This is a genomic window from Brucella thiophenivorans, from assembly GCF_002252445.1.
GTDB lineage: Bacteria > Pseudomonadota > Alphaproteobacteria > Rhizobiales > Rhizobiaceae > Brucella > Brucella thiophenivorans.
In genome coordinates this window covers 524,755-547,566 of the sequence record NZ_NNRJ01000051.1, presented here as the reverse complement: position 1 = coordinate 547,566, position 22,812 = coordinate 524,755, and the positions used below count along the sequence as shown (strand labels likewise).

Here is a 22,812-nt window from a genome sequence, read left to right as displayed (position 1 = left end):
GCTGATCAGGCAGACTTACGAAGAGCGCAGACCACGTTGACGGCATCAAACCATTCGATGACGCTTGAGCTATCAGGTGAAAGTAAAACACCGCAATCGCCTGCGAAGTCTATCCAGTCGCCGGTGTATGTCTCGCGCACAACGGTCAGCACCGGAATTTGCCTTGCATAGGCGGATTCGATGACGGCGCGGAAACCTTGGCCTTCGGCTTCACCCTTGCCGAAGCGATTGAGGATGAGCATATCCGCTCCCGCGTCAAGCTCGGTAAGTAGAGAACCGGCCACATCTGCCAGCGCTCTCGGGTCAAGCCTGCAGCCGCGCGAACCTGAACCGAGCGGCTGCGAAATAATTTGGGTGATGCCTGTTCCGATCCGTTCGATGATAATCTCCCGACAGCATTCGTCTGTGTCAGGCCCGCGCCGTTGAAGAAAGCCTGCAACGTGCAGGCCCTGTTCTTCAGCGCGCTTTGCAACTTCCGCCAGAAGCGGATCAACCGGCACGTCTTTTTGTGCAAGAATTGCTGCGAGGATCGGTTGAGGCATCATGCATTCTCCTCGTCGCTCGACAGAAGATCGATGCCGGTAATATCGGCGTCGGCGGCAAGAATTGCAATATATTGCGAGACTGCCTTTGACCATGTCGACGCTTCGAGCCAGCCAGCAATGCGTTCTGATACGAAATCAAAAGGCAGCACTTCTCCGTCTACACGGTGATCAAGGCGGATGATGTGGAAGCCGAAGCGGCTTTCGATAGGTGAGCCGGTGATTTCACCCGGTGCAAGCCTCTCAAGTGCGCGCTCGAATTCCGGGACCGTGCTGCCGCGTGTAAGCTGACCGAGATTGCCGCCCTGCGCGCCCGATGGACATGCGGAATATTCGCGTGCCATAGAGCTGAAACTTGCAGGATCGGTGATCACCGATGTTGCCAGAAACGAGGCCGTTCCCCGTGCTTTTTCACGCGCTTTCTGATCGGCAGGGTCTGCCGCAATCAGGATATGGCTTGCTTGCAGCAAAGGTGAGCTGGTGAAGCGCTGCGGATTATTCTCATAAAAGCGCAAGCACTCGTCATTTGATGCAAAAGGCACGTCGACCTCCTGTTCAATTACCATACGAACCAATGCATCATCGTCGGTTTCAGCACGCCCATCGGCGTTTTTTTCCGGCTCTGGCACAATGTTGAGTTCTTTTGCACGTTGCAAAAGAAGCTCTCTTATTGCCAATGCCCGGGCACCGGCCAGCAACGCTGCGCCCGGATTTTCTGCCGGGTGGTTCTGCGCTTCATTGAGAATGTCGCTTTCGGCAATGGCAATGCCATTGACGGTAATGGCATCGAAAATCGGGCGCGGCTTTGGTGGAACGCGCGTGTCCGGTTCCTGGTAGGTGGAGTAGCTGCCCTTTGCGCCAGAATGTCCCGACGGTTGTTTGCTTTCAAAAAGTGTTGCCATTAGCTCCGCTCCGCCTGAACTCGCTTATGAGAAGGCGCTACACTGTGATTACGCTTGCGAACAACCTGATAACCGGGCCGCCAGATATAACGTACCGGCGCGCTGAGCATATGCACCAGACGCGTGAACGGGAACAGAAGCAGGATCGTCAGGCCAAGGAAAATGTGCAGCTTGAAGATCAGCGACGCATCCAGAATATAGCTCGAGGCCTGAAGATTAAAAGTAAATATGCCCTGCGCCCAGCTCATGAATTTCACCATTTCATGGCCATCAAGATGCTGGAGTGATACCGGAATAGTTGCAAGTCCGAGCAGCAACTGAATCCACAGCAGAATGATAATCAGTGTATCGGTTGGTCGCGACGAGGCACGAATACGCGGATCAAACAACCGGCGATGAACCAGAAGCGTTGCGCCAATAATCGCCATCACGCCGGCAATGCCGCCCGCAACGATTGCGAGGATTTGCTTGGCTTCATGGCTGATGCCGAGCGTGTCGAAAATCCAGATCGGTGTCAGCAGACCGACAAAATGGCCAGCAAAAATCACCAGCACGCCCAAGTGAAACAGCACCGAGCCCCACATGAGCTGCTTGCGGCGCAAAAGCTGGCTTGAGCCTGCGCGCCATGTGTAAGGTTCGCGGTCGTAACGGACAATCGACCCGAGAGTCAGAACGCTCAGCGCGATATAGGGATAAATCCCGAACAGAAATGTATTGATATAATTGGCCATCTCCATCTCCTAGATTTGGCTCGGGTTTGACGGCGCTGCCGGATTGCGGCGTGAGGCACGCACCTGCATGCGTAGCCGATCAGGACCACAGGCATTTTCACCGGCATTCTGGCTTCCGAAAGTCACGGCCTCCTCTTCCCAGATACGGTCGAGTGCTTCGAGATCATTCGGATCGTCTTCTTCCTGACGCAGCAATTCACCAACCAGCTTTTCATCTGGCTTTGCATTGCTCACGGTCGCGAGCACCGCAAAAGCATTGGAATAGATCGACCGGCGTTTGCGCAGGCGTTCACCGATTGCTGTGGTGATATGTGCTGTCTGCGTCAGCAGATCATGAATTTCTTCCGGCGAACGGGTCGAAAGGAATTCAAGGAACAACGGCAGATAATCGGGTAGTTCTTTGGCATCGATTTCGAAGCCATTGTCCTCATACATTTTCAGCAGATCAACCATCGCCTGACCACGATCGCGGCTTTCGCCATGCACATGCTCAAACAAATGCAGGGAAAGCGAACGCGTGCGGTCAAACAGGTGCACATATCGCTCCTGGGCCTCGTAAAGATCGCCTTTGCAGATGTCATCAATCAGATTGTCGAGAAGCTTGCGCATACCCGGCGACAACAGGCTGGTTTCTTCTGCAACGGCTGCTTTGAGTTCATCCTGTCCGGCGCGCACTTCCTGCGACGGATAGGAGAGCAGAAGAGATAGTATTTTCAGGACCTTGTTCATTACACTTGCTCCCTGAAAATATCGGTCGGTGTCTGGACAACCTTCTGACGTTTGGCACCAAAGAGGTCTTCCGTGGAAGAACCGCCCGAACAGCCATTGCCGAAGGTGAAGCCACACGAACCATGCAGATCATAGGCATCTTCCGTGACTTCTCGGTGCGAAGTCGGGATGACGAAACGATCTTCATAATTGGCGATTGCCATCAACTGATACATGTCTTCGATCATTCCGTTGCTCATGCCAACGCGCTCGGCAATTGCATCGTCGATAACGCCGTCGATGGTTTTGCTTCGCATATAAGCACGCATGGCCAGCATACGTTCGAGCGCAGAAATAACCGGCTCTTCCTTGCCTGCGGTCAGAAGATTGGCGAGATAGCGTACCGGAATACGCATGGAGCGAACATCCGGCAGCGGGCCATCCATGCCAAGCTTACCAGCGGCTGCGGCTGACTGGAGTGGCGAAAGTGGCGGCACGTACCAGACCATTGGCAGCGTGCGATATTCAGGATGCAGCGGGAAGGCGATCTTCCATTCCATTGCCATTTTGTAGACCGGCGAATGCTTTGCCGCTTCCAGCCATGCATCCGGCACGCCATCCTTACGCGCTTGTTCGATTACTTTCGGATCGTTTGGATCAAGGAAGATGCTCAACTGCTCTTCATAAAGATCCTGCTCATTGGCGGTCGATGCAGCTTCCGAAATCCGGTCTGCATCATAAAGAATGACGCCGAGATAGCGGATACGTCCGACGCATGTTTCCGAGCACACAGTTGGCTGGCCAACTTCGATGCGCGGATAGCAGAAAATGCACTTTTCCGACTTGCCCGAACTCCAGTTGTAATAAATCTTCTTGTATGGGCAACCAGACACGCACATGCGCCAGCCGCGGCATTTTTCCTGATCGATCAGAACAATGCCGTCATCTTCACGCTTGTAGATCGCACCTGATGGGCAGGCCGCAACGCAGGTTGGGTTGAGGCAATGCTCGCAAAGACGCGGCAGATACATCATGAAGGTGTTTTCGAACTGGCCGTAGATTTCCTTTTCCACACCTTCGAAATTGTAGTCCTTCGAGCGCCCTGCAAATTCACCACCGAGAATTTCCTCCCAGTTTGGACCCCATTCGATTTTTTCCATCCGCTGGCCGGAAATCAGCGAGCGCGGACGGGCGGTCGGCATGGTCTTGCTTTCAGGTGCGCTTTGCAAATGCGCGTAATCGAAGTCGAAAGGCTCGTAATAATCGTCGATTTCCGGCAGATCAGGATTGGCGAAAATCTTTGCAAGAATACGCCATTTCGCACCCATTTTGGGTTCGATCTTGCCGTTCTTCTTGCGGACCCAGCCGCCATTCCACTTTTTCTGGTTTTCCCATTCTTTTGGAAAGCCGATGCCGGGCTTGGTTTCAACATTGTTGAACCATGCATATTCAACACCTTCACGGCTCGTCCAGACGTTTTTACATGTCACGGAGCAGGTGTGGCAGCCGATGCACTTGTCCAGATTAAGGACCATGCCGATTTGCGCGCGGATTTTCATTCTGCTGCCTCCTTGCTGTGCGGTGTCTGCGGGTTGCTTTCTTCGAGCGGACCTTCCATCCAGTCGACGTTTTCCAGCTTGCGCACCACGACGAATTCATCGCGGTTTGCTCCAACAGTTCCGTAATAATTGAAGCCATAAGACTGATGAGCGTAGCCGCCGATCATGTGGGTTGGCTTGGTGATGATACGCGTGACCGAGTTATGAATGCCGCCGCGCTGCCCCGTCAGAGGCGATCCCGGCACGTTAATGATCTTCTCCTGTGCGTGATACATGAAGATCGTGCCGTCTTTGATGCGCTGCGAAACAACGGCACGCGCGATGATCGCACCATTGGCGTTATAGACTTCGACCCAGTCATTATCGATCAGGCCAGCCCGCTTGGCGTCGGGTTCGGAAATCCACACAACAGGACCACCACGGTTGAGCGTGAGCATCAACAGATTGTCCGAATAGGTCGAGTGGATGCCCCATTTCTGGTGCGGCGTAATGAAGTTGAGCACCAGATGCGGCTTGCCGTCTGCCTTTTCACGAATGGCCGGATTGACGGTCTTGGTGTCGATTGGAGGACGATAGACGCAGAAGCCTTCACCGAAAGCGCGCATCCACAGATGATCCTGATAAAGCTGCTGACGGCCTGTCAGCGTGCGCCATGGGATCAGTTCATGCACATTGGTGTAACCGGCATTGTAGCAGACACTTTCCGATTCAAGACCCGACCATGTCGGCGAAGAGATGATCTTGCGCGGCTGCGCAACCACATCGCGGAAGCGGATTTTCTCGTCTTCCTTAGGGATTGCCAGATGGCTGTGATCGCGGCCGGTAAATTTCGACAGCGCTTCCCATGCTTTTACGGCCACTTCACCATTGGTTTCAGGTGCGAGCGACAGAATGACTTCTGTTGCATCAATGTCCGTCATGATGCGCGGACGTCCTTCAGATGCACCTGGTTCCGTCACCCTGCCGTTCAGTTTGCCGAGCAGTTCGACTTCATGATCGGTGTTCCAGCCGATACCCTTGCCGCCATTGCCGAGCTTTTCCAGAAGAGGCCCAACAGAGGTATAGCGCTTGTAAAGGTTCGGATAATCGCGCTCAACCACAACCACTGTCGGCATGGTCTTGCCGGGGATTGGTTCGACCTCACCCTTTTTCCAGTCCTTCACATCGAAAGGCTGCGAAAGTTCGCCTGCGGTATCATGCAGAGTTGGAACGAGAACGATGTCTTTCTCAACGCCCAGCACTTCCGGTGCAACATCCGAGAATTTCTTGGCAATGCCCTTGAAAATGTCCCAGTCGCTGCGTGCTTCCCATGCAGGATCAGCCGCACTTGAGAGCGGGTGAATGAATGGATGCATGTCAGACGTGTTGAGATCGTTTTTCTCATACCAGGTGGCAGTTGGCAGAACGATGTCGGAATAAACGCAGGTCGTGGACATGCGGAAATCGAGCGTCACCAACAGGTCAAGCTTTCCTTCCGGCGCTTCATCGTGCCAGACGGCTTCCTGCGATTCCTGTGCGCCTTCCTGACCAAGATCCTTGCCCAAAAGACCGTTCGAGGTTCCAAGCAGGTGTTTTAGGAAGTATTCATGTCCCTTGCCGGAAGAGCCAAGCAGATTGGAGCGCCAGACAAACATGTTGCGCGGCCAGTTTGCTTCATTGTCCGGGTCTTCACAGGACATGCTAAGCGTGCCGGATTTTAGTGCTTCGGCAACGAAATCCTTGGCATCTTTGCCCGATGCAGCAGCCTGCTTTGCAACGTCTAGCGGATTGGTCTGCAATTGTGGTGCAGATGGCAGCCAACCCATGCGTTCGGCACGGATATTATAATCGTGCAGTGTTCCGCCCCATGCACCTTCCGGTGCTGTGGGCGAGAGAATGTCATCGACTTTCACCGTCTCATAGCGCCACTGGTCTGTGTGCGCATAGAAGAACGACGTCGAGTTCATGTGGCGCGGCGGGCGGCTCCAGTCGAGCGCGAATGCAAGCGCTGTCCAGCCCGTCTGTGGACGCAGCTTTTCCTGTCCGACATAGTGGCTCCAGCCGCCGCCCGACTGGCCGATACAACCGCACATCACCAGCATATTGATGATACCGCGATAGCTCATATCCATGTGATACCAGTGATTGAGACCGGCACCGAGAATGACCATGGAACGGCCATTGGTCTTTTCCGCGTTATACGCAAATTCGCGGGCAACCGCGATGATCTGATCACGTGGAACGCCGGTGATCTTTTCTGCCCATGCGGGTGTGTAAGGCAGCCCTTCTTCGAAAGATTTGGCTGAATTCTTGTCGTCCAGGCCACGATCAAGACCGTAATTGGCGGCGAAAAGATCAAAGACAGTAGCGATCATCGCATCGCCATCCGCAAGCTTTACCTTGCGGGCCGGGACCTTGCGTACCAGCACGCTTTCGTGGTCGGTGCCTTCGAAATAATCGTGTTCGCGATTGCCGAAATATGGGAAGCCCACATCGGCGATGGCATCATGTTCGCCCTTGTCGATAAAGCTCTTGGCTAGATCGACTGCGTCGCCTTTGCCGTCCTTTTCTTCAAGGTTCCATTTGCCGTCTTCGCCCCAGCGATAGCCGATCGAGCCGCTTGGTGCGACATAGGCACCGGACTTCTTGTCGAATGCGACTGTCTTCCAATCCGGGTTGTTGCTTTCGCCAAGGGTGTCGACAAAATCGGATGCGCGGATGAAGCGGTCAGGTACATAATGACCGTCTTTTTTGCTCAGACGCACCAGCATCGGGAAGTCGGTATATTTGCGGCAATAATCCTCGAAATATTCGACCTGACGATCAAGATGGAACTCGCGCAGAATGACGTGGCCAATAGCCATAGCAAGGGCCGCGTCTGTACCCTGTTTAGGATGCAGCCAAAGGTCGGAGAATTTTGCGGCTTCCGAATAATCAGGCGAAACCACGACTGATTTTGCGCCCTTATAGCGGGCTTCGGTGTAAAAATGCGCATCCGGTGTGCGGGTCTGCGGGACGTTCGAGCCCCAGAGCATCAGGAAGCCCGCATTATACCAATCAGCTGATTCTGGAACGTCTGTCTGCTCGCCCCAAGTCATGGGCGAAGCGGGTGGCAGATCGCAATACCAGTCATAAAATGACATGCACACGCCGCCAAGCAGCGACAGATAGCGCGAGCCTGCTGCATAAGACACCATGGACATTGCAGGAATTGGCGAGAAGCCAACCACGCGGTCCGGGCCATAGGTCTTGGCGGTGTAAGCATTGGCGGCTGCAATGATTTCGGTGACCTCGTCCCAGGTCGCACGAACAAAGCCGCCGAGGCCGCGAACCTTCATATAATCGGAACGCTTGGCCGGGTCTTGTTGGATCGCTGCCCATGCGGCGACCGGCGTTTTAAGCGCGCGTTCCTTGCGCCAGTGCTTCATGAGGCGCGAGCGTATCAGCGGATACTTTACGCGGTTGGCCGAATAAACATACCAGCTATAGCTTGCACCGCGCGGGCAACCGCGTGGCTCATGATTTGGCAGATCAGGCCGCGTGCGCGGATAATCGGTCTGCTGGGTTTCCCATGTGATGATGCCACCCTTCACATAGACTTTCCACGAGCAGGAGCCGGTACAGTTTACACCATGTGTCGAGCGGACGACTTTGTCATGCTGCCAGCGCTTGCGATAGGCATCTTCCCAGTCACGGTTTTCAACCGTGGTAACACCGTGCCCTTCGGAGAAGGTGCCGACATTCTTTCTGGCAAGAAAGTTCAATCGGTCGAGGAGTAGACTCATAATTTTGTCCTCTCAATACTTTTATTAATTAGGCGGCAGCAGGCGCTGATTTGCGATTGCGCTCGACGTCGTAAAGCACGCCGCCTTTTCGGGTATAAATTGCCCAGGTGATAATCAGGCAGGTGACGTAGAAGATCAGGAAGGCCCAGAGAGCGGCTTCCGGCCCGCCGGTCATGCTGATCGAGGTGCCGTAGCCCTTCGGAATGAAGAAGGCACCGAAAGCTGCGATTGCGGAGGTGAAGCCGGTGATGGCAGCAGATTCCTTGCCTGCTTCCAGACGACGCTGTTCGACCGTTGCCTTCGGCATCAGGCGGTCCATCTCTTTCGACATGATCGCAGGGATCATCTGGAAGGTGGACGCATTGCCAATGCCGGTTGCAAAGAACAGCAGAACGAAGGATGCGAAGAAGCCGGTAAATGCATGCGGCTGGTCTTTGATGCCGACGAACCAGAGCACACCGCTCACACCGATCATCATGAGAACAAAGGCCCAGATCGTCACACGTCCGCCACCATATTTATCGGCCAGCCAGCCGGAGCCGGAGCGGGATAATGCGCCGACAAGTGGTCCTAAGAAGGCGTAATGCAGCGCATTGACTTCCGGAAACAGAATGTTGGTGAGCAGTGGGAATCCAGCCGAATAGCCGATGAAGGAGCCGAATGTACCGGTATAGAGCCAGCACATAATCCAGTTATGCTTGCGGCGGAAAATGATTGCCTGATCGGCAAAGGATGCTTTCGCCGATGCAATATCATTCATGCCGAACCAGTTGGCAAAGGCAGTGATGATAATAAAGGGCACGAAGAAGAAGCCAGCATTCTGCAACCACATCGGCGCATTGCCAGCCTCGGTGGCTACAATTGCGGGGTCGCCGCCAAGCTTGCCGAAGATGCCAGCTGTGATGACCAGCGGCACAACGAACTGCACGACGCTGACGCCAAGATTGCCAAGACCTGCATTGAGTGCGGCTGCATTGCCCTTTTCTGCCTTCGGGAAGAAGAAGGAAATATTGGACATGGACGAGGCGAAGTTGCCGCCACCAAAGCCGCAGAACAGAGCCAGCAGAAGGAACACGAAGTAAGGCGTATCAGGGTGCTGAACGGCATAGCCGATACCGATTGCTGGAATGACCAGCGACCATGTGGTCAGTGTTGTCCAGAGGCGACCGCCGAAGATCGGCACCATGAATGAATAGAAGATACGCAGTGTCGCACCCGAAATGCCGGGGAGGGCCGCCAGCCAGAAAAGCTGATCTGTGGTGAACTGGAAGCCAACCAAAGGCAGCTTTGCTACGACGACTGACCATACCTGCCAGATTGCGAAGGACAACAGCAGGGCAGGGATGGAAAGCCAGAGATTGCGCTTGGCAATGCGTCTGCCTTTCTGGTCCCAGAAGGTCTTGTCTTCCGGTTCCCATTCGGTCAGCACAGCGTCGCTTTCGCGAGCTGGCTTGAGTTCGAGCTTTTTCAGCCCCTGTAGTTCAGCGAAGGCTGGAAGCTCTTCCGTTTCCTTGCCCTGAGCAGCACGTTCCATCTGACGGATCGAAACATGCATCCATGCAAAGGATACAGCAACGATTACGAACAACAGCATGAAGCAGCTTGTCCAGAGGCCGGTGAGGTCGAGCAAGACCCCGAACAGGATTGGCAGGATGAAGCCGCCAAGACCGCCGATCATACCGACGAGACCGCCGACTGCGCCGACATTGCCAGGGTAATAGACCGGAATATGCTTGAAGACGGCAGCCTTGCCCAAAGCCATGAAGAAGCCAAGGATGAACACCGTTATAGTAAAGCCGACCACACCCATTTCAGCGGTAAAACGCAGCGGGCCATTATCGCTCTGAATAATATATTCGGTCGGCGGATAAGACAGAATGAAGGTTGCAACCAATCCGACAAGGAAGGTCCAGTACATGACTTTGCGTGCGCCATAGACATCGGACAAATGTCCGCCATAGGCACGAAACAAGCTGGCTGGGATTGAGAAACAAGCAGCGATCATACCGGCATAGCGAATATCAACGCCATAAACATGGATCAGATATTGCGGCAGCCACAGCGCAAGTGCCACGAAGGCACCGAAAACGAAGAAATAATAAAGAGAGAAACGCCAGACCTGAATGTTTTTAAGCGGTTCAAGTTCCAGAAGGGTACTTGCTGGCTTTTCGCCCTTGCGTTTGCGTTCAAGCTGGACAGGATCGTCGCTGGTTGTGAAGTAAAAAGCCAGCGCCATGATGACCATTGCGGCAGCCCAGATTTCGGCAACCGCATGCCAGCCGAAAGCAACCATGACCATTGGAGCGAAGAATTTCGTAACTGCTGAGCCAACATTGCCAGCGCCGAAAATGCCCAGTACTGTGCCCTGCTTTTCTGGTGGATACCAGCGTGAGACGTAGGCGACACCAACGGAGAACGAGCCGCCTGCAACACCAACACCTAAAGCTGCAATCAGCATTTGCGGATAAGTTGTTGCGTATGTCAGGAAGTAGGTTGCCACCGCTGACACGAGCATGGTCAGCGTAAAAATTGCTCGCCCACCGTAACGATCCGCCCATATTCCCAAAATAACGCGGATCAGTGAGCCGGTCAGAATGGGCGTGCCGACCAACAAGCCAAACTGGGTTTCACTCAAGCCCAGTTCCGTCCGGATCTGTATGCCGATGATTGCAAATATGGTCCAGACGGCAAAGCAGGTCGTGAAAGCGACGGTGCTCATCGTTAGTGCTGTCGTCTGTTTCCGGTGGGTGTCTCCCGCGGCGTGTGGCATAGCGTACTCCGACTTGAATACCGTGAAAGGTTTCGCTTGCACTTATGCGACGTCAGTCAGGTGAATACATTGATCGAGATCAATGGCATTCGATTCTTAAAGAATATTCCCATGTATTATCATTGTAATGTGACAAATAGATTTAGTTAATGTCAAGTATTGACTGAATACGCTTGTGCAATTGATATTTATCAAGTATAATAAACTAGAAAATAAAACTTGATATTATGGGTATGGTTTAATGCGGAAAGAAGATATTGATGCGCTGCGCAACCTTCCCCTGTTTGCCGGTGTGGACGAAAAGACGTTTGAGCGCATCATAAGTCCCAGCTTCATGCAGTCATTCCCCCCGAAAACCATTCTGTTGAAGGAAAATGAACGCGCAGATTTTCTCTATGTGATCCTCGACGGCTTGGTATTGATGTCGGCCAAATCAAACGAGGGCGAGACTGCGCTAGAAATTCTGGGTGCCGTTGATGTTTTCATTCTGGCGGCGGTGTTGAATGATGATGTTTGTCTGCAAACGGCGCAAACACTTGTTGCGACGCGTGTTTTGATGGTTCCTGCAGCGCTGGTGCGTGATCTGATGAGTGAAGACAGCGGATTTATGCGTGCTATTGTTTTTGAAACGGCACGTGCCTATCGACGTCTGGTCAAGGAGTTGAAGACGCAAAAACTCAGAAGCAGCGTTCAGCGTCTGGCCAACTGGATATTAAAAGAATCCCTTACCAGCACTGATCCTGAAGTCGTGATTATCCCGTTTGAAAAGCGGATTTTGGCCGCCTATCTCGGAATGACACCGGAAAATCTCTCAAGGAGCTTTGCAAATCTGGTATCGCACGGTGTGAGCGTTGAGGCATCATCCGTGAGAATTATCAATCATGAAAAGCTGCTTCGGTTCGCATCACCCTCGCATTTGATTGATAGCGAAGAGCCGACGGGACAAACGGCCCGATAAGGAAAGCCATTCGTCAAAAACAGCGCATGCTTCAAAAAATCTTAGAATATAAACTTATGACACTTCAGCCGCATAAGCACTCAGCTTTTTCCTTCCGGAAACTTGAAGATCGTTACTTTTCGTTCCGTTCTAACCAGGCAGAATATGCGATTAGAACAAGCCATGCCGTTGATATTGTAGTGATGAACATACCCATCATTTATCCTCTTCGTCGGATAAACTATGTGATCGGCAAAAGGTTCACGCTCTTTAAAAAAAAGCCCCGGCAGCACAAGCTAATCCGGGGTTGGGCTGGTTTGGTTGACGCCTCACCTTACTCCAAACAATCTTTGCTCAGTATTTTGAAAACAAAGCGAATTACGTTCCGAAAAAATAGCCTAGTAGTAAGCTATTCACTCATGATTAGCGGACTTCAAGAACATCTCCCGTGCGACCGTCTACAACGACCCTCATATCATCGTCCTGACGGCTGATCCCGCGAATGACATATACACCTCGGCGGCGCTGTACGCTTTCGACTTCATCCATACCTTCATCGCGCGCAATCCTGACAGCCCGACGTTCACTTATTCCTCCGCGATCTTGTCTTCTGTCACGCTCAACCTGGCGGTTTCCGTCTGGATTTACCTGAATTCCGTTCGGGCCGATCTCAATGCTTTGTGCGTGGCTTGGGGCGGTAAAAGCCAAAGCTGACAAGACTACTGCGGCAACTGCCGAAAACTTGTACATGGCGCTATCCATTCTCGATTGTATTCACAACTGCTAAAATAAACGTATCTAAACCAGCCAGGTTCCGGCTTTGATAGTCAACTCTCTTAACAGTATGAATATCATGTGAGCGCCATGGATATTCTGGGGAGATAATGGCGCTGAAGCAGGGCCATTAAAGGTGCGCAAAGCGAACAAACTGCTACTAGCACCCTGAGCGTGGCAAAACACCGTTATAAATAATAAAAGCGTTTTCAATTATTTATAAAAAAAATATGGGAAGATTGGAGGCCTCACCCGGAATCGAACCGGGGTGCAAGGATTTGCAGTCCTCTGCGTAACCACTCCGCCATGAGGCCATCCGTAGAGTTCTGTCAAATCAGTCAGCGCTCTCTTGAGGTGTTCCAATATTGATAGAGACGCACTTCGTCAAGCGCTTAGCGGTGATTGATTTGTTTTTCTCCAAAGCTGTTTTTATCGAACTGTCGCAATTCGCATTAGTCGTTGGGATCGCGATCTGATGGTGTTTGCGGTCGAGCGAGATTGCCTTTGGAAAAAGTATAGCCGGTTTCCACAGCACTATTGCCAAACTTGTTGCGCAAGCGGTCAATCGCGCCTTCCGCAACCGCACGTTTGGTGGCTTGCGTATCAACGAGATCAGGTGGATCGGCGCGGTCGTCCGCCGAAAGTTCGCCAACGCCTATTCCAAGCAGTCTGAATTTCGTTCCGTCCAGCTCTTTTTCGAGAAGCTGAACACCGGTGCGAAAAATACGGTCGGCAAGTTGTGTCGGGTCAGCCAATTGCCGATTTCGCGTTCGCAGTTTGAAGTCCTGTGTCTTCAGTTTGAGAACGACTGTGCGCCCGGCAATCTCGCCTGCCTTCAGGCGTCGTGACACCTTTTCCGAAAGTGCGCGCAGCACAGGCACCAGATCGCTAGCTTGCGATAAGTCTTGGTTGAAAGTGGTTTCTGCCGAAACGCTTTTCATATCGTGTTCAGGTTCAACCTTGCGGCTATCCTGTCCGCGTGAAAGCCTGAAAAGCCGCTGGCCCATGGTGCCATAGGCTTTCATGAGTGCGCTTTCGTCCATGGTCTGGAGCTGGCCGATGGTGCGAATGCCGTCGCTTTCCAGCTTGGCATTGAAGGATTTTCCAACGCCCCAGATCATACTGGTCGGCTTGTCGCGTAGAAAATCTAGTGCTTCGGCTTCACCGATGACGGAAAAGCCACGCGGCTTTTCAAGGTCGGATGCAACTTTCGCCAAATATTTGCAATAGGAAAGCCCGACCGAGATGCTGATGCCGATCTCTTCTTCAACACGCTTGGCAAAGCGCGCCAGTACGATTGCTGCGGGCGCACGGTGCAGTCTTTCCGTACCAGCGAGATCAAGAAAAGCTTCATCGATGGATATGGGTTCGACGAGCGGGGTCAGCTCATGCATCAATTGGCGGACTTCGCGCCCAACGCGGGCATATTTTTCCATATTGGGTTTGACGACAACCGCTTGAGGGCAGGCTTCCAGCGCTTTGAACATCGGCATGGCAGAACGCACGCCATGAATGCGCGCGATATAGCAGGCGGTGGCAACAACACCGCGTGTGCCACCGCCAATGATGACCGGCTTGTCCCGAATATCGGGATTATCGCGCTTTTCCACAGAAGCATAAAACGCATCGCAATCCACATGGGCGAGCGAGAGTTTGTAAAGCTCGCTATGCCTCACCAGACGCGGACTACCACAGCTACGGCAACGCCGCGCAGACTCAAGCTTTTGCTGCGATAAGCAATCGCGGCAGAAGCCTTGTTCTGGACTGTTGGCTGCAATTGGTTCGGTCATGGCCGTGTGCGATTTGATGAACATAAAAGGAACATCGTTTTATAGCATTAAATCGAGATAATGCCATCGCCTCTCGATGCCCTGTCAGCTCTGCACTTGACATTGGCAAGGATATCACCAAGTTTAGTGTTATGAACAACCGTTTTGCTTCCATACTCCATCGGTTTCAACCGATCATGGGATAGCTACCCTCGAGTCCTGCTTAGCGCAGAGGATTCCGGGGGACGGTTTGCCGCTTGCCTTCAAGCGGAATTGCTAAAAGCGCTCTCTTTAAAAATTCAATCAGTTGCTCCGGGCCAGTTTAGTGACGGAGGACAATTATCATTAGACAGCAGTGAGCTATCGTCATGAGTGCAAAGAATCGCAAGAAGCCAAAGATCGTCGTCAGCGACATCGATCACGAACGGCTGACAATTCTGGCCGGTAACGTCTCCGAAAAACTGGAGGAAGTCGCCGAGGAATTGTTGCAGGAACTAGACCGCGCCAAGGTGGTGCCGCAAAAAAAAATGCCGGCAGACGTCGTTCACATGGGTTCGACGGTGGAGTTTCGCTCCAACGATGGCCACGAGCGCAAAGTGACGCTGGTTTATCCAGGTGAGGCAGATATTGCACAGGGTAAAATCTCGATCCTGACGCCAATTGGCACGGCACTGATTGGCCTTACGCCGGGGCAGTCCATGTCGTGGGTTGCGCGAGATGGCAAGACCCATGAGCTGAATGTTCTGAGCGTGTCACAGGCTGAATCCGCAAGCGTCTGATTGTTTTAGCATGCGGTAAAAACGATAAAGCCCTGCATCTGCAGGGCTTTTTTATTACAAATGATGGTTTGGCCCGCCGGGAAGAAGTGCCGCTGCTTTTTCAATAGTAGCAGGATCGCGTCCGGTTTCCTGACAGAATCGCATCAATGTCGGTTCGTGGCCAAGATAAAATTGCAGGACGCCAGCCAAAAAGCCCGGTTCCTGTGCTGCTGAGCGGATTGAGGAAGCCTCAATGCCGGTCAAAGCGAGAAAACGTGGCATCAGTTCCGCGTCTTGTGCAAGCCATACCAGTGCTTCAACTGCAATGTTTTCTGCATCCGTTTGGCTCATGAGCGTCTTCATGGGCTTCTCCGTTCTTCGAATATGCCTGCTTTTAGCCCCCGGACTGAGCGGGTTCAATGTAAGATGGAAGGAATATTTGCCTTTCGTCAATGAAATGCGCTTAAACTGATGAAATCCATAGGGGTGTAATGGGCAGATCAACCTGTCTTGCAACGGATAAGAATTAGGCCAGGAAATATTCGATGACGAAAACTGTGATGATCGTCGAGGACAACGAACTCAATATGAAGTTGTTTCGCGATCTTATCGAATCCAGCGGATATGAAACCATCAGGACCAGAAATGGTCTTGAGGCGCTTGATCTTGCTCGCGAACACCGCCCCGATCTCATTTTGATGGATATTCAGCTTCCCGAAGTTTCGGGTCTGGAAGTCACCAAATGGCTCAAGGATGATGAGGAACTCAAGCATATTCCAGTGATTGCGGTCACGGCATTTGCGATGAAGGGTGATGAGGAACGCATCCGGCAGGGCGGTTGCGAAGCCTATATATCAAAGCCAATTTCGGTTCCGCGTTTTATCGAAACCATCAAATCTTATCTGGGAGACGCTTAGAGCGCATCCCGAAAAGTGTGAAGCGGTTTTCGGGTAAGATGCGCGTAAAAAATGTTTGAGATGCACCCTTCATTATCGGGGCACGTACGGGGCGAGAACTGGGGGCAGGGCATTATGACAGCAAGAATTCTCGTCGTTGACGCTGAGGAAGCGCACGTAAAGCTGCTCGAAGCTTTGCTATTGAGCGAATATTATGAGGTTGTGACGGCCAACAACGGTGCGGAAGCTGTTGAAATCTGCCTTGGCGGACAGATTGATGTGGTCATCCTCGATGTTTTGATACCCACCATCGATGGTTTTGAAGTGTGTCGTCGTTTGAAGGACGACCCACGAACAACCAATATTCCTGTCATAATCCTGACCGCGCTGGATAGCGCAGAAGACCGGATCAAGGGGCTTGAGGCAGGAGCGGACGACTTCATGTCCAAGCCGGTCAAGGATTTGCAGCTTCTTTCGCGTGTGAAGAGCCTCGCCCGGCTTAAAATGGTATCCGACGAGTTGTTTCAGCGTACCGGCACTGTGGCCGATACAGAAGTGGAAGCTCTGCTGGCAACGAAGCTTTCCGGTCGGTTCGGAGGCGGCGATGATGCCGCTCGTATTCTGGTGGTCGATGAGAATGAACTGGCCGCGGCACGGCTGCGCCTGATTCTTGGCGAAGAGTATTTTGTCGATGTTGCGCATGATGCTAATGACGCTCTCATCAAGGCCATTGAGAACGACTATGACAGCATCGTCATTTCGGCAGATTTTACTCATTACGACCCATTGCGGCTTTGCTCCCAAATGCGCACGATTGAGCGTACGCGGCTGGTTCCGATCATCTTGATTGTCAATGAAGATGAAGGTTCGCTGGTGGTGCGTGCGCTTGAGTTAGGCGTGAATGATTATGTAATGCGACCGCTGGAGAAGCTTGAGCTTTATGCGCGGCTTCGCACGCAGATCAAACGCAAGTGTTATAACGATTTGCTGCGCCAGAGCCTGAGCCGCACAATCACCATGGCGGTGACAGACAGCCTCACTGGGCTGCATAACCGCCGCTATCTCGATACGCATATGCCGGTGCTTATATCGCGCGCTAAGGGGCGCGAGCGCCCGTTATCGGTCATCATGGTCGACTTCGATCATTTCAAGCGCGTCAATGACAAATACGGACATGATGGCGGCGACGATGTGCTGCGCGAATTTTCGGCGCGGCTGCGCACACAGATTCGCGGTATGGATGTTATGTGCCGTTATGGCGGCGAAGAGTTCGCCATCGTGCTTCCGGATACTGATCTTGCGGCGGCTTCGGCTGTCGCAGAGCGTATTCGTGATGCAGTTTCTGCACAGCCATTCCTGATCGCCCGTGGCGCTCAAAAGATCGATATGACGATCAGCATCGGTATTGCAGCCTTGCGGCTGATGGGGGGCGATAGTGTTGAAGCACTTTTTGCGCGCACCGATGCAGCTCTTTATGAAGCCAAGAAAAAAGGTCGCAACCGGATTGTGCTTTCCGCGGCCTGAATGCCTTGCACAGCACCAACAAAAAAGCCGTCTCATAAGAGACGGCTTTTTGATTCCTGCCAGTTAGTCTGGCGGTGGAAACGAATTACTTAATCTTCGTTTCCTTGAAGTCGACGTGCTTGCGCGCGATCGGGTCGTACTTAGTCTTTGTCATTTTATCCGTCATCGTGCGGCTGTTCTTCTTCGTTACGTAGAAGAAACCGGTGTCAGCGGTCGACAAAAGCTTGATCTTGATGGTCGTAGCCTTGGCCATATCGAAATACCTGCTCTTTCATGATTAAACCGCTACGAGTCTCACCTATTGGTAAGAAGCGGAAATTCGGCGCGACACTACGGTTTAGCCGCGAAAAGTCAACCCCGCTTCTTCTTTTGAACGAGCCTAATCGCAGCAAAGAGTGCAAAAGCCGCAAAAAAGATACCAAGGGTGAGCGGGAATCCCTTTGGTCCCATTGCATCCATACCGACTCCAACCGCTTGCGGGCCTGCCAGCATGCCAATCGCATAGCAGAAGATGAATGCAGCATTGGCGGATGCAAGTTCGCGTCCGGTGAGCTCAGAACCGAGATGGGCAAGGCCCACGGTATATAGGCCCGCGACCACACCGCCCCACAGAAACAGCACAGCAGCCATGAGATACCAGCTATGCATCAGGTAGGGCAGGGCGATCATTCCGATAAGGCCGGTGACAGCGCAGAACAGCAGCAATTTGCGGCGGTCCGAAATCTTGTCGCTGATGATTCCCAATGGAATCTGCATCAACACATTGCCGAGGCCGATCATGGTCAACAGCAATGCAGCGTCCCCTTCGCTAAAGCCGACGCGAGCGCCAAAGACCGGGAACAGTGCGAAGCCACCAGTTTCAACCGCACCGAATACAAACACCGCCATTGTAGCCGTTGGAACAGCAAAGATGAACGGCAAGAAGGGGACGTGCTCGCCCTCTTCGAAATCTGGACTATCGCGCCATGCGATTAATACCGGAATGATGGCAATTAAAATGATTGCGAAACCGACATAGAAAGGTATGCCGCCAGCACTGCCAATTTTTGAGAACAGCCACGGCCCGAGTGCAAAACCGAGTGACAGCGACGTCGCATAGATGCCAAGCACCAAACCCCGTTTTTCAGGCGGTGCGGAAGCGTTGATCCAATATTCCGAGAGAACGAAAAGCACGGTCAGTGCGAAATGCAGGACAATTCGCAGTGCGAACCACGCCCAAAGTGGTTGGAAAAAGTGAAAACCAAGAAATGCGAAACTACCGATAAAAAGCATCAGAACGATTGCTTTGGCCACGCCAAGGCGCGCCGCAATCGGTGCGGCGAGTGGTGCTGCAACTATGGATGCGAGGCCAGCGACAGCGGTGTTGGCACCAATCAGGCTGGCTGAATAGCCTCGGCTTTCCAGTAAAACGCTCAAAAGCGGAATGCCTAGACCGATAGCGGCACCCATAGCGCTGATCGTTGCAATGGCTGCAGCAAGCGACCGCCAATGCAACTCGCCTTGTGGGTTCCCACCGTTAGGCTCCGGAGAGATAATGTCGGCAGGATGAATTTCTTTATTCATGAGGTCAGATCACTTCACGCACAAAGCGGCCATGCCGCTTGCTGTATTGCGCCACAGGTAGCGTGGCGGGCAGGTCAAACAGGTTTTCCGAGAGCAGCACTCGCGCTTCCTTCAAAATGGCTTGCGTAATACGGGCAACGTCGAGCCTGTCAACATCATCAAAGGCGACCCAATCCAAATCCTGTAATTCTCCACTCGGGACAAGTGTCGAGCTTTCAAGTCCCGGTAAGCTGTCCCGAAACGCGATGAAAAACCGCGTATCAAATCGGCGAACATTTCCTGGCGGTGTCACAGCCCGGGCGAAATAGCGCAGATCGCCAAGTGCAGGCAATACGCCACGTTCGAGGAATGCACACCAATCTCTATTATCAGGCATTATTATGTTGCCTGATGACAGTTGTTTACCAGAAAGAATTTTATCAGATGAGGGACGGGCAACCCGCAATCCCGTTTCCTCAAAGGTTTCGCGGATGGCGCAAAGCCCAAGCGCACGTGCGCGGCGTAGCGATGCGCGTGCGCCCATGCCCGAAAGCAGTTTCTGCGTGTCATCCACGCTCAATTCGCTTGCAGCAGTGATTGCGCCATCGCCTGCGTCGGCTCTGCCGCCGGGGAAAACGAATTTTCCCGGCATAAAAACCAGACTGGGGTGACGTCGGCCCATAAGAATGCGCGGCGTGGGGCCAGTGCGGTCAATTAGCAGCAAAGATGCGGCATCGCGTGGCCGCAACACTGGCTTTACTAATGCTGGTTCGGAAGGGGTGGGAGATGTCACGCCAGAACCGCTTGTTATGTGACGTCGCTATATTCGCCTTCGCCCTGACCACCAAACCCATGCATGAACAAGGCCCATTGCAACCCGATGGTAGCACCTTTGACCGGCTGCAACAGGAGCAGAGACATCACAACGATCATCGGACCCCATATTGCCATATGAGCCAGCAGCGAAAGGTTGGTGGTGGATTCCACACCCATGAAAGCGGCAACGACAATATGGCCGACTATCAGGATTGTCAGATAGGCAGGCAGATCATCGGCGCGCTGTTCGGTATAATCCTCACCGCAAACGGAGCAATGATCGACTGGCTTCACAAAAGCGCGAAACAGCTTGCCTTCGCCGCAATGGGGGCAGCGGCACTTGAAGCCTCGCCATAGCGCCTGCTTCAAATCACGGCTTGGACGTGCGGCTTTCGGGTTTTCGCCACCGAAAACCTGTACGTGATTATCTGTTGAACTGGCCTCTAACGTACTCATTTGCGACCTTTTCTTTTTGAGCGTGAAACGCCTGCTGGCTTTCCTGCGCGCCCGCGCATTCCCTTGGTTGCCTTATGATGCGAACGCGTCGACATCGGCAGGGAGTGCGGTTCCGAAACCATCTCAAAACGAAGTGCACCCGCGACAGGGAGCGCTTCCACCAGCTTCACCGTAACGCTATCGCCGAGGCGGAAGCCTTTTCCGCTTCTTTCACCAGCGAGTGCGTGGTTTGCTTCATCATACAGATAGTATTCATTGCCCAAAGTTGAAATGGGGACAAGTCCGTCTGCGCCATATGTCGCAAGAGACACGAAAAGTCCGGCTCTCGTAACGCCCGTAACACGGCCCTCATACTCGTCGCCGAGATGAGCTGCGAGGAAATGTGCAATCAGGCGGTCAACTGTTTCGCGTTCAGCCAGCATTGCGCGGCGTTCGGTTGAGGAAATAAGTGCTGCTGTTTCTACAAGCTGCGCTTCTTCGTCGGTGGTCAGGCCATCCTTGCCAAGTCCGAGCGCCTTCACCAATGCGCGATGCACGATCAGATCGGCATAACGACGGATTGGCGAGGTGAAATGGGCATACTTGTGCAAATGCAGGCCAAAATGGCCAATATTATCAGGGCTATAAATAGCTTGACTCTGCGTGCGTAACACAACCTGATTGACCAGATCCTGATGATCTGTTCCGTCAACGGCTTCAAGAATACGGTTGAACTGGCTGGGCTTGAGAGCAACGCCTTTGGCAAGATTAATTTCAAGCGTGCGCAAAAATTCACGCAAGGATTCTTGCTTGGCGAGTGCCGGTTCATCGTGAATGCGGAAAATCAGCGGTTGGCGATGCGCTTCAAGCACTTCGGCCGCTGCCACGTTGGCCTGTATCATACACTCTTCGATAAGCTTATGCGCGTCCAGACGTTCCGGCACGATAACCTTGTCGACCTTGCCATCAGCAGCCAGAATAATTTTCTTTTCCGGCAGATCAAGTTCAAGCGGTTCGCGTGCATCACGTCCGCGTTTGAGCGCTGCATAGGCAGCCCAAAGCGGCTTCAGGATGGTGTCGAGGATCGGCGCAGTCTTCTCGTCGGTTGCGCCGTCAATCGCCGCCTGTGCCTGCTGATAGGAAAGCTTAGCGTGTGAGCGCATCAGTATGCGATGGAACTTGTGCGACTTCTTATGACCGTTTGCGTCAAACACCATACGAACAGCAAGCGCTGGGCGGTCTTCCAGTTCACGCAATGAACACAGATCGTTTGAGATGCGTTCCGGCAGCATAGGCACTACGCGATCAGGGAAATAGACCGAATTGCCGCGCTTTAAGGCTTCGCGATCAAGGGCAGAGTTGGGGCGAATATATGCAGCAACATCGGCAATCGCTACGACAACGACAAAGCCGCCGAGATTTTTGGGATCGGTATCCGGTTCTGCATAAACCGCATCATCGTGGTCTTTTGCATCTGCTGGGTCGATGGTGAGCAGAGGCATTTCGCGCCAGTCTTCTCGCCCGTCAAGTGTAGCGGGCCTTGCATCCGCTGCTTCACGCAGGACTTCCTCAGGGAAGATGTGGGGAATTTCATGCTCATGAATAGCGATCATCGACAGCGCTTTTTCACTGTCTACGGAACCAACGACCTGACGTACTTTGCCAGATGGCAGACCATAGCGGCGCGACGACAGAAGTTCCACTTCGACAAGATCGCCACTTTTCGCATCTAACAGCGATTGTGGGTCAAGCTGTACTTCTGGCTGCTTGCGATTGACCGGCTCAAGCCGCCAGTCCCCATTGCTCAGTTTGCGCAAAACGCCCAGCACTGCATTGTTGTTTTGCTCAAGAACCTTGATGACACGCGCTGAGTATTCTGGGCCGTCATGCTCTTTGCTGCGGAAAATTTTCGCCAATACGCGATCGCCGACGCCCACAACTGGACCATCGGATGTTTTGTTCAAGCGTGTGCGATGAATCAGAACAACAGGCGGTTTGCCATATTCCGCCTCGTCCCAATCGACTGGGCTGGAAACGAGGCCGCCTTCTTTATCGCGACCTGTTATGATCAAACTGGCAATTGGCGGCAATGAGCCAGGACGTGACAGGCGACGGTCGCGCTTTTCCAGCAATCCCTCGTCTGCCAATTCACGCAGCAGGTCTTTAAGATAGACGCGCGCATCGCCCTTGATGTTGAAGGCTTTGGCAAGCTCACGCTTGCCTGCACGGTCCGGATTTTCCTCAATGAATTTGAGAACTTCCTGACGCGTCGGCAAATAGGCAATCGGATCAGCGGTCTTTGCCTCGTTGAGTTTTGCAGTAGCTGCACGCCGTTCGGTCCGTGCGGATCGTCCGGTATCGGGTTTGGGGAAACGGCGTGCCAAT

The 22,812-nt window shown here is 53.0% G+C and carries 19 protein-coding genes and 1 tRNA gene; 4 read left to right on the top strand and 16 right to left on the bottom strand.

Going from position 1 to position 22,812, the window contains the following annotated elements:
• Positions 1-5 precede the first annotated feature (5 nt).
• The 7 genes from CEV31_RS16515 to CEV31_RS16485 are packed head-to-tail and all read right to left on the bottom strand — an operon-like array spanning position 6 to position 10,976.
• Positions 6-545 (bottom strand): DUF2478 domain-containing protein, encoded by a 540-nt coding sequence (locus CEV31_RS16515; protein ID WP_094508446.1) that lies wholly within the window; start codon positions 543-545, stop codon positions 6-8.
• Positions 542-1,444 (bottom strand): peptidylprolyl isomerase, encoded by a 903-nt coding sequence (locus CEV31_RS16510; RefSeq protein ID WP_094508444.1) that lies wholly within the window; start codon positions 1,442-1,444, stop codon positions 542-544. The genes CEV31_RS16515 and CEV31_RS16510 overlap by 4 nt, the downstream gene beginning before the upstream one ends.
• Positions 1,444-2,175: a respiratory nitrate reductase subunit gamma gene (gene narI, locus CEV31_RS16505; RefSeq protein ID WP_094508646.1), complete on the bottom strand. Its 732-nt coding sequence runs from the start codon at positions 2,173-2,175 to the stop codon at positions 1,444-1,446. Before narI ends, CEV31_RS16510 begins: the two co-directional genes overlap by 1 nt.
• Positions 2,176-2,184: 9 nt before the next feature.
• Complete coding sequence (narJ, locus tag CEV31_RS16500) at positions 2,185-2,904, bottom strand: nitrate reductase molybdenum cofactor assembly chaperone (protein WP_094508441.1); 720 nt, start codon at positions 2,902-2,904, stop codon at positions 2,185-2,187.
• On the bottom strand, positions 2,904-4,442 hold the full coding sequence (narH, locus tag CEV31_RS16495) for a nitrate reductase subunit beta (RefSeq protein ID WP_094508439.1): 1,539 nt from the start codon (positions 4,440-4,442) through the stop codon (positions 2,904-2,906). Before narH ends, narJ begins: the two co-directional genes overlap by 1 nt.
• The gene (locus CEV31_RS16490; protein ID WP_094508437.1) at positions 4,439-8,206 is read right to left on the bottom strand and encodes a nitrate reductase subunit alpha; all 3,768 of its coding nucleotides are present in this window, start codon (positions 8,204-8,206) and stop codon (positions 4,439-4,441) included. The genes narH and CEV31_RS16490 overlap by 4 nt, the downstream gene beginning before the upstream one ends.
• Positions 8,207-8,234: 28 nt before the next feature.
• Complete coding sequence (locus CEV31_RS16485) at positions 8,235-10,976, bottom strand: nitrate/nitrite transporter (protein ID WP_094508435.1); 2,742 nt, start codon at positions 10,974-10,976, stop codon at positions 8,235-8,237.
• 241 nt (positions 10,977-11,217) lie between these two features.
• On the opposite strand from CEV31_RS16485, the gene CEV31_RS16480 reads away from it, so the two are divergent.
• Positions 11,218-11,934 carry a cyclic nucleotide-binding domain-containing protein gene (locus tag CEV31_RS16480; protein ID WP_094508433.1) on the top strand — a complete coding sequence of 239 codons (717 nt, stop codon included), beginning with the start codon at positions 11,218-11,220 and terminating at the stop codon, positions 11,932-11,934.
• 402 nt (positions 11,935-12,336) lie between these two features.
• Here CEV31_RS16480 and CEV31_RS16475 read toward each other — a convergent pair whose 3' ends face one another.
• The 3 genes from CEV31_RS16475 to CEV31_RS16465 all read right to left on the bottom strand — a co-directional run bounded on the left by CEV31_RS16475 (position 12,337) and on the right by CEV31_RS16465 (position 14,477).
• Positions 12,337-12,663 carry a PepSY domain-containing protein gene (locus tag CEV31_RS16475; RefSeq protein ID WP_094508644.1) on the bottom strand — a complete coding sequence of 109 codons (327 nt, stop codon included), beginning with the start codon at positions 12,661-12,663 and terminating at the stop codon, positions 12,337-12,339.
• Between the two features lie 264 nt (positions 12,664-12,927).
• Positions 12,928-13,001 (bottom strand) — tRNA-Cys (locus CEV31_RS16470).
• A 138-nt stretch (positions 13,002-13,139) separates the two neighbouring features.
• Entirely contained in the window at positions 13,140-14,477 is a 1,338-nt protein-coding gene (locus CEV31_RS16465; RefSeq protein ID WP_094508642.1) for a DNA polymerase IV, read from the bottom strand.
• 347 nt (positions 14,478-14,824) lie between these two features.
• Here CEV31_RS16465 and rnk point away from each other — a divergent pair, with 347 nt between their 5' ends.
• Positions 14,825-15,235 (top strand): nucleoside diphosphate kinase regulator, encoded by a 411-nt coding sequence (rnk, locus tag CEV31_RS16460; protein ID WP_094508431.1) that lies wholly within the window; start codon positions 14,825-14,827, stop codon positions 15,233-15,235.
• Positions 15,236-15,289: 54 nt separating this feature from the next.
• Here rnk and CEV31_RS16455 read toward each other — a convergent pair whose 3' ends face one another.
• Positions 15,290-15,577, bottom strand: coding sequence for a DUF3572 domain-containing protein (locus tag CEV31_RS16455; protein ID WP_094508428.1), 288 nt, complete (start codon positions 15,575-15,577; stop codon positions 15,290-15,292).
• 182 nt (positions 15,578-15,759) lie between these two features.
• On the opposite strand from CEV31_RS16455, the gene CEV31_RS16450 reads away from it, so the two are divergent.
• On the top strand, positions 15,760-16,131 hold the full coding sequence (locus tag CEV31_RS16450) for a response regulator (protein ID WP_094508426.1): 372 nt from the start codon (positions 15,760-15,762) through the stop codon (positions 16,129-16,131).
• A gap of 114 nt (positions 16,132-16,245) precedes the next feature.
• A complete protein-coding gene (locus tag CEV31_RS16445; protein WP_094508424.1) occupies positions 16,246-17,634 on the top strand; it encodes a PleD family two-component system response regulator in 1,389 nt (462 codons plus the stop codon).
• 85 nt (positions 17,635-17,719) lie between these two features.
• Here CEV31_RS16445 and rpmG read toward each other — a convergent pair whose 3' ends face one another.
• The 5 genes from rpmG to rnr all read right to left on the bottom strand — a co-directional run bounded on the left by rpmG (position 17,720) and on the right by rnr (position 22,811).
• Entirely contained in the window at positions 17,720-17,887 is a 168-nt protein-coding gene (rpmG, locus tag CEV31_RS16440) for a 50S ribosomal protein L33 (protein WP_094508422.1), read from the bottom strand.
• A gap of 98 nt (positions 17,888-17,985) precedes the next feature.
• Positions 17,986-19,128 (bottom strand): MFS transporter, encoded by a 1,143-nt coding sequence (locus tag CEV31_RS16435; RefSeq protein WP_094508640.1) that lies wholly within the window; start codon positions 19,126-19,128, stop codon positions 17,986-17,988.
• 73 nt (positions 19,129-19,201) lie between these two features.
• Positions 19,202-19,969 carry an NUDIX hydrolase gene (locus tag CEV31_RS16430; protein ID WP_094508420.1) on the bottom strand — a complete coding sequence of 256 codons (768 nt, stop codon included), beginning with the start codon at positions 19,967-19,969 and terminating at the stop codon, positions 19,202-19,204.
• A 14-nt stretch (positions 19,970-19,983) separates the two neighbouring features.
• Positions 19,984-20,448, bottom strand: coding sequence for a DUF983 domain-containing protein (locus CEV31_RS16425; protein WP_094508418.1), 465 nt, complete (start codon positions 20,446-20,448; stop codon positions 19,984-19,986).
• On the bottom strand, positions 20,445-22,811 hold the full coding sequence (rnr, locus tag CEV31_RS16420) for a ribonuclease R (RefSeq protein WP_094508416.1): 2,367 nt from the start codon (positions 22,809-22,811) through the stop codon (positions 20,445-20,447). Before rnr ends, CEV31_RS16425 begins: the two co-directional genes overlap by 4 nt.
• Position 22,812: the final 1 nt, after the last annotated feature.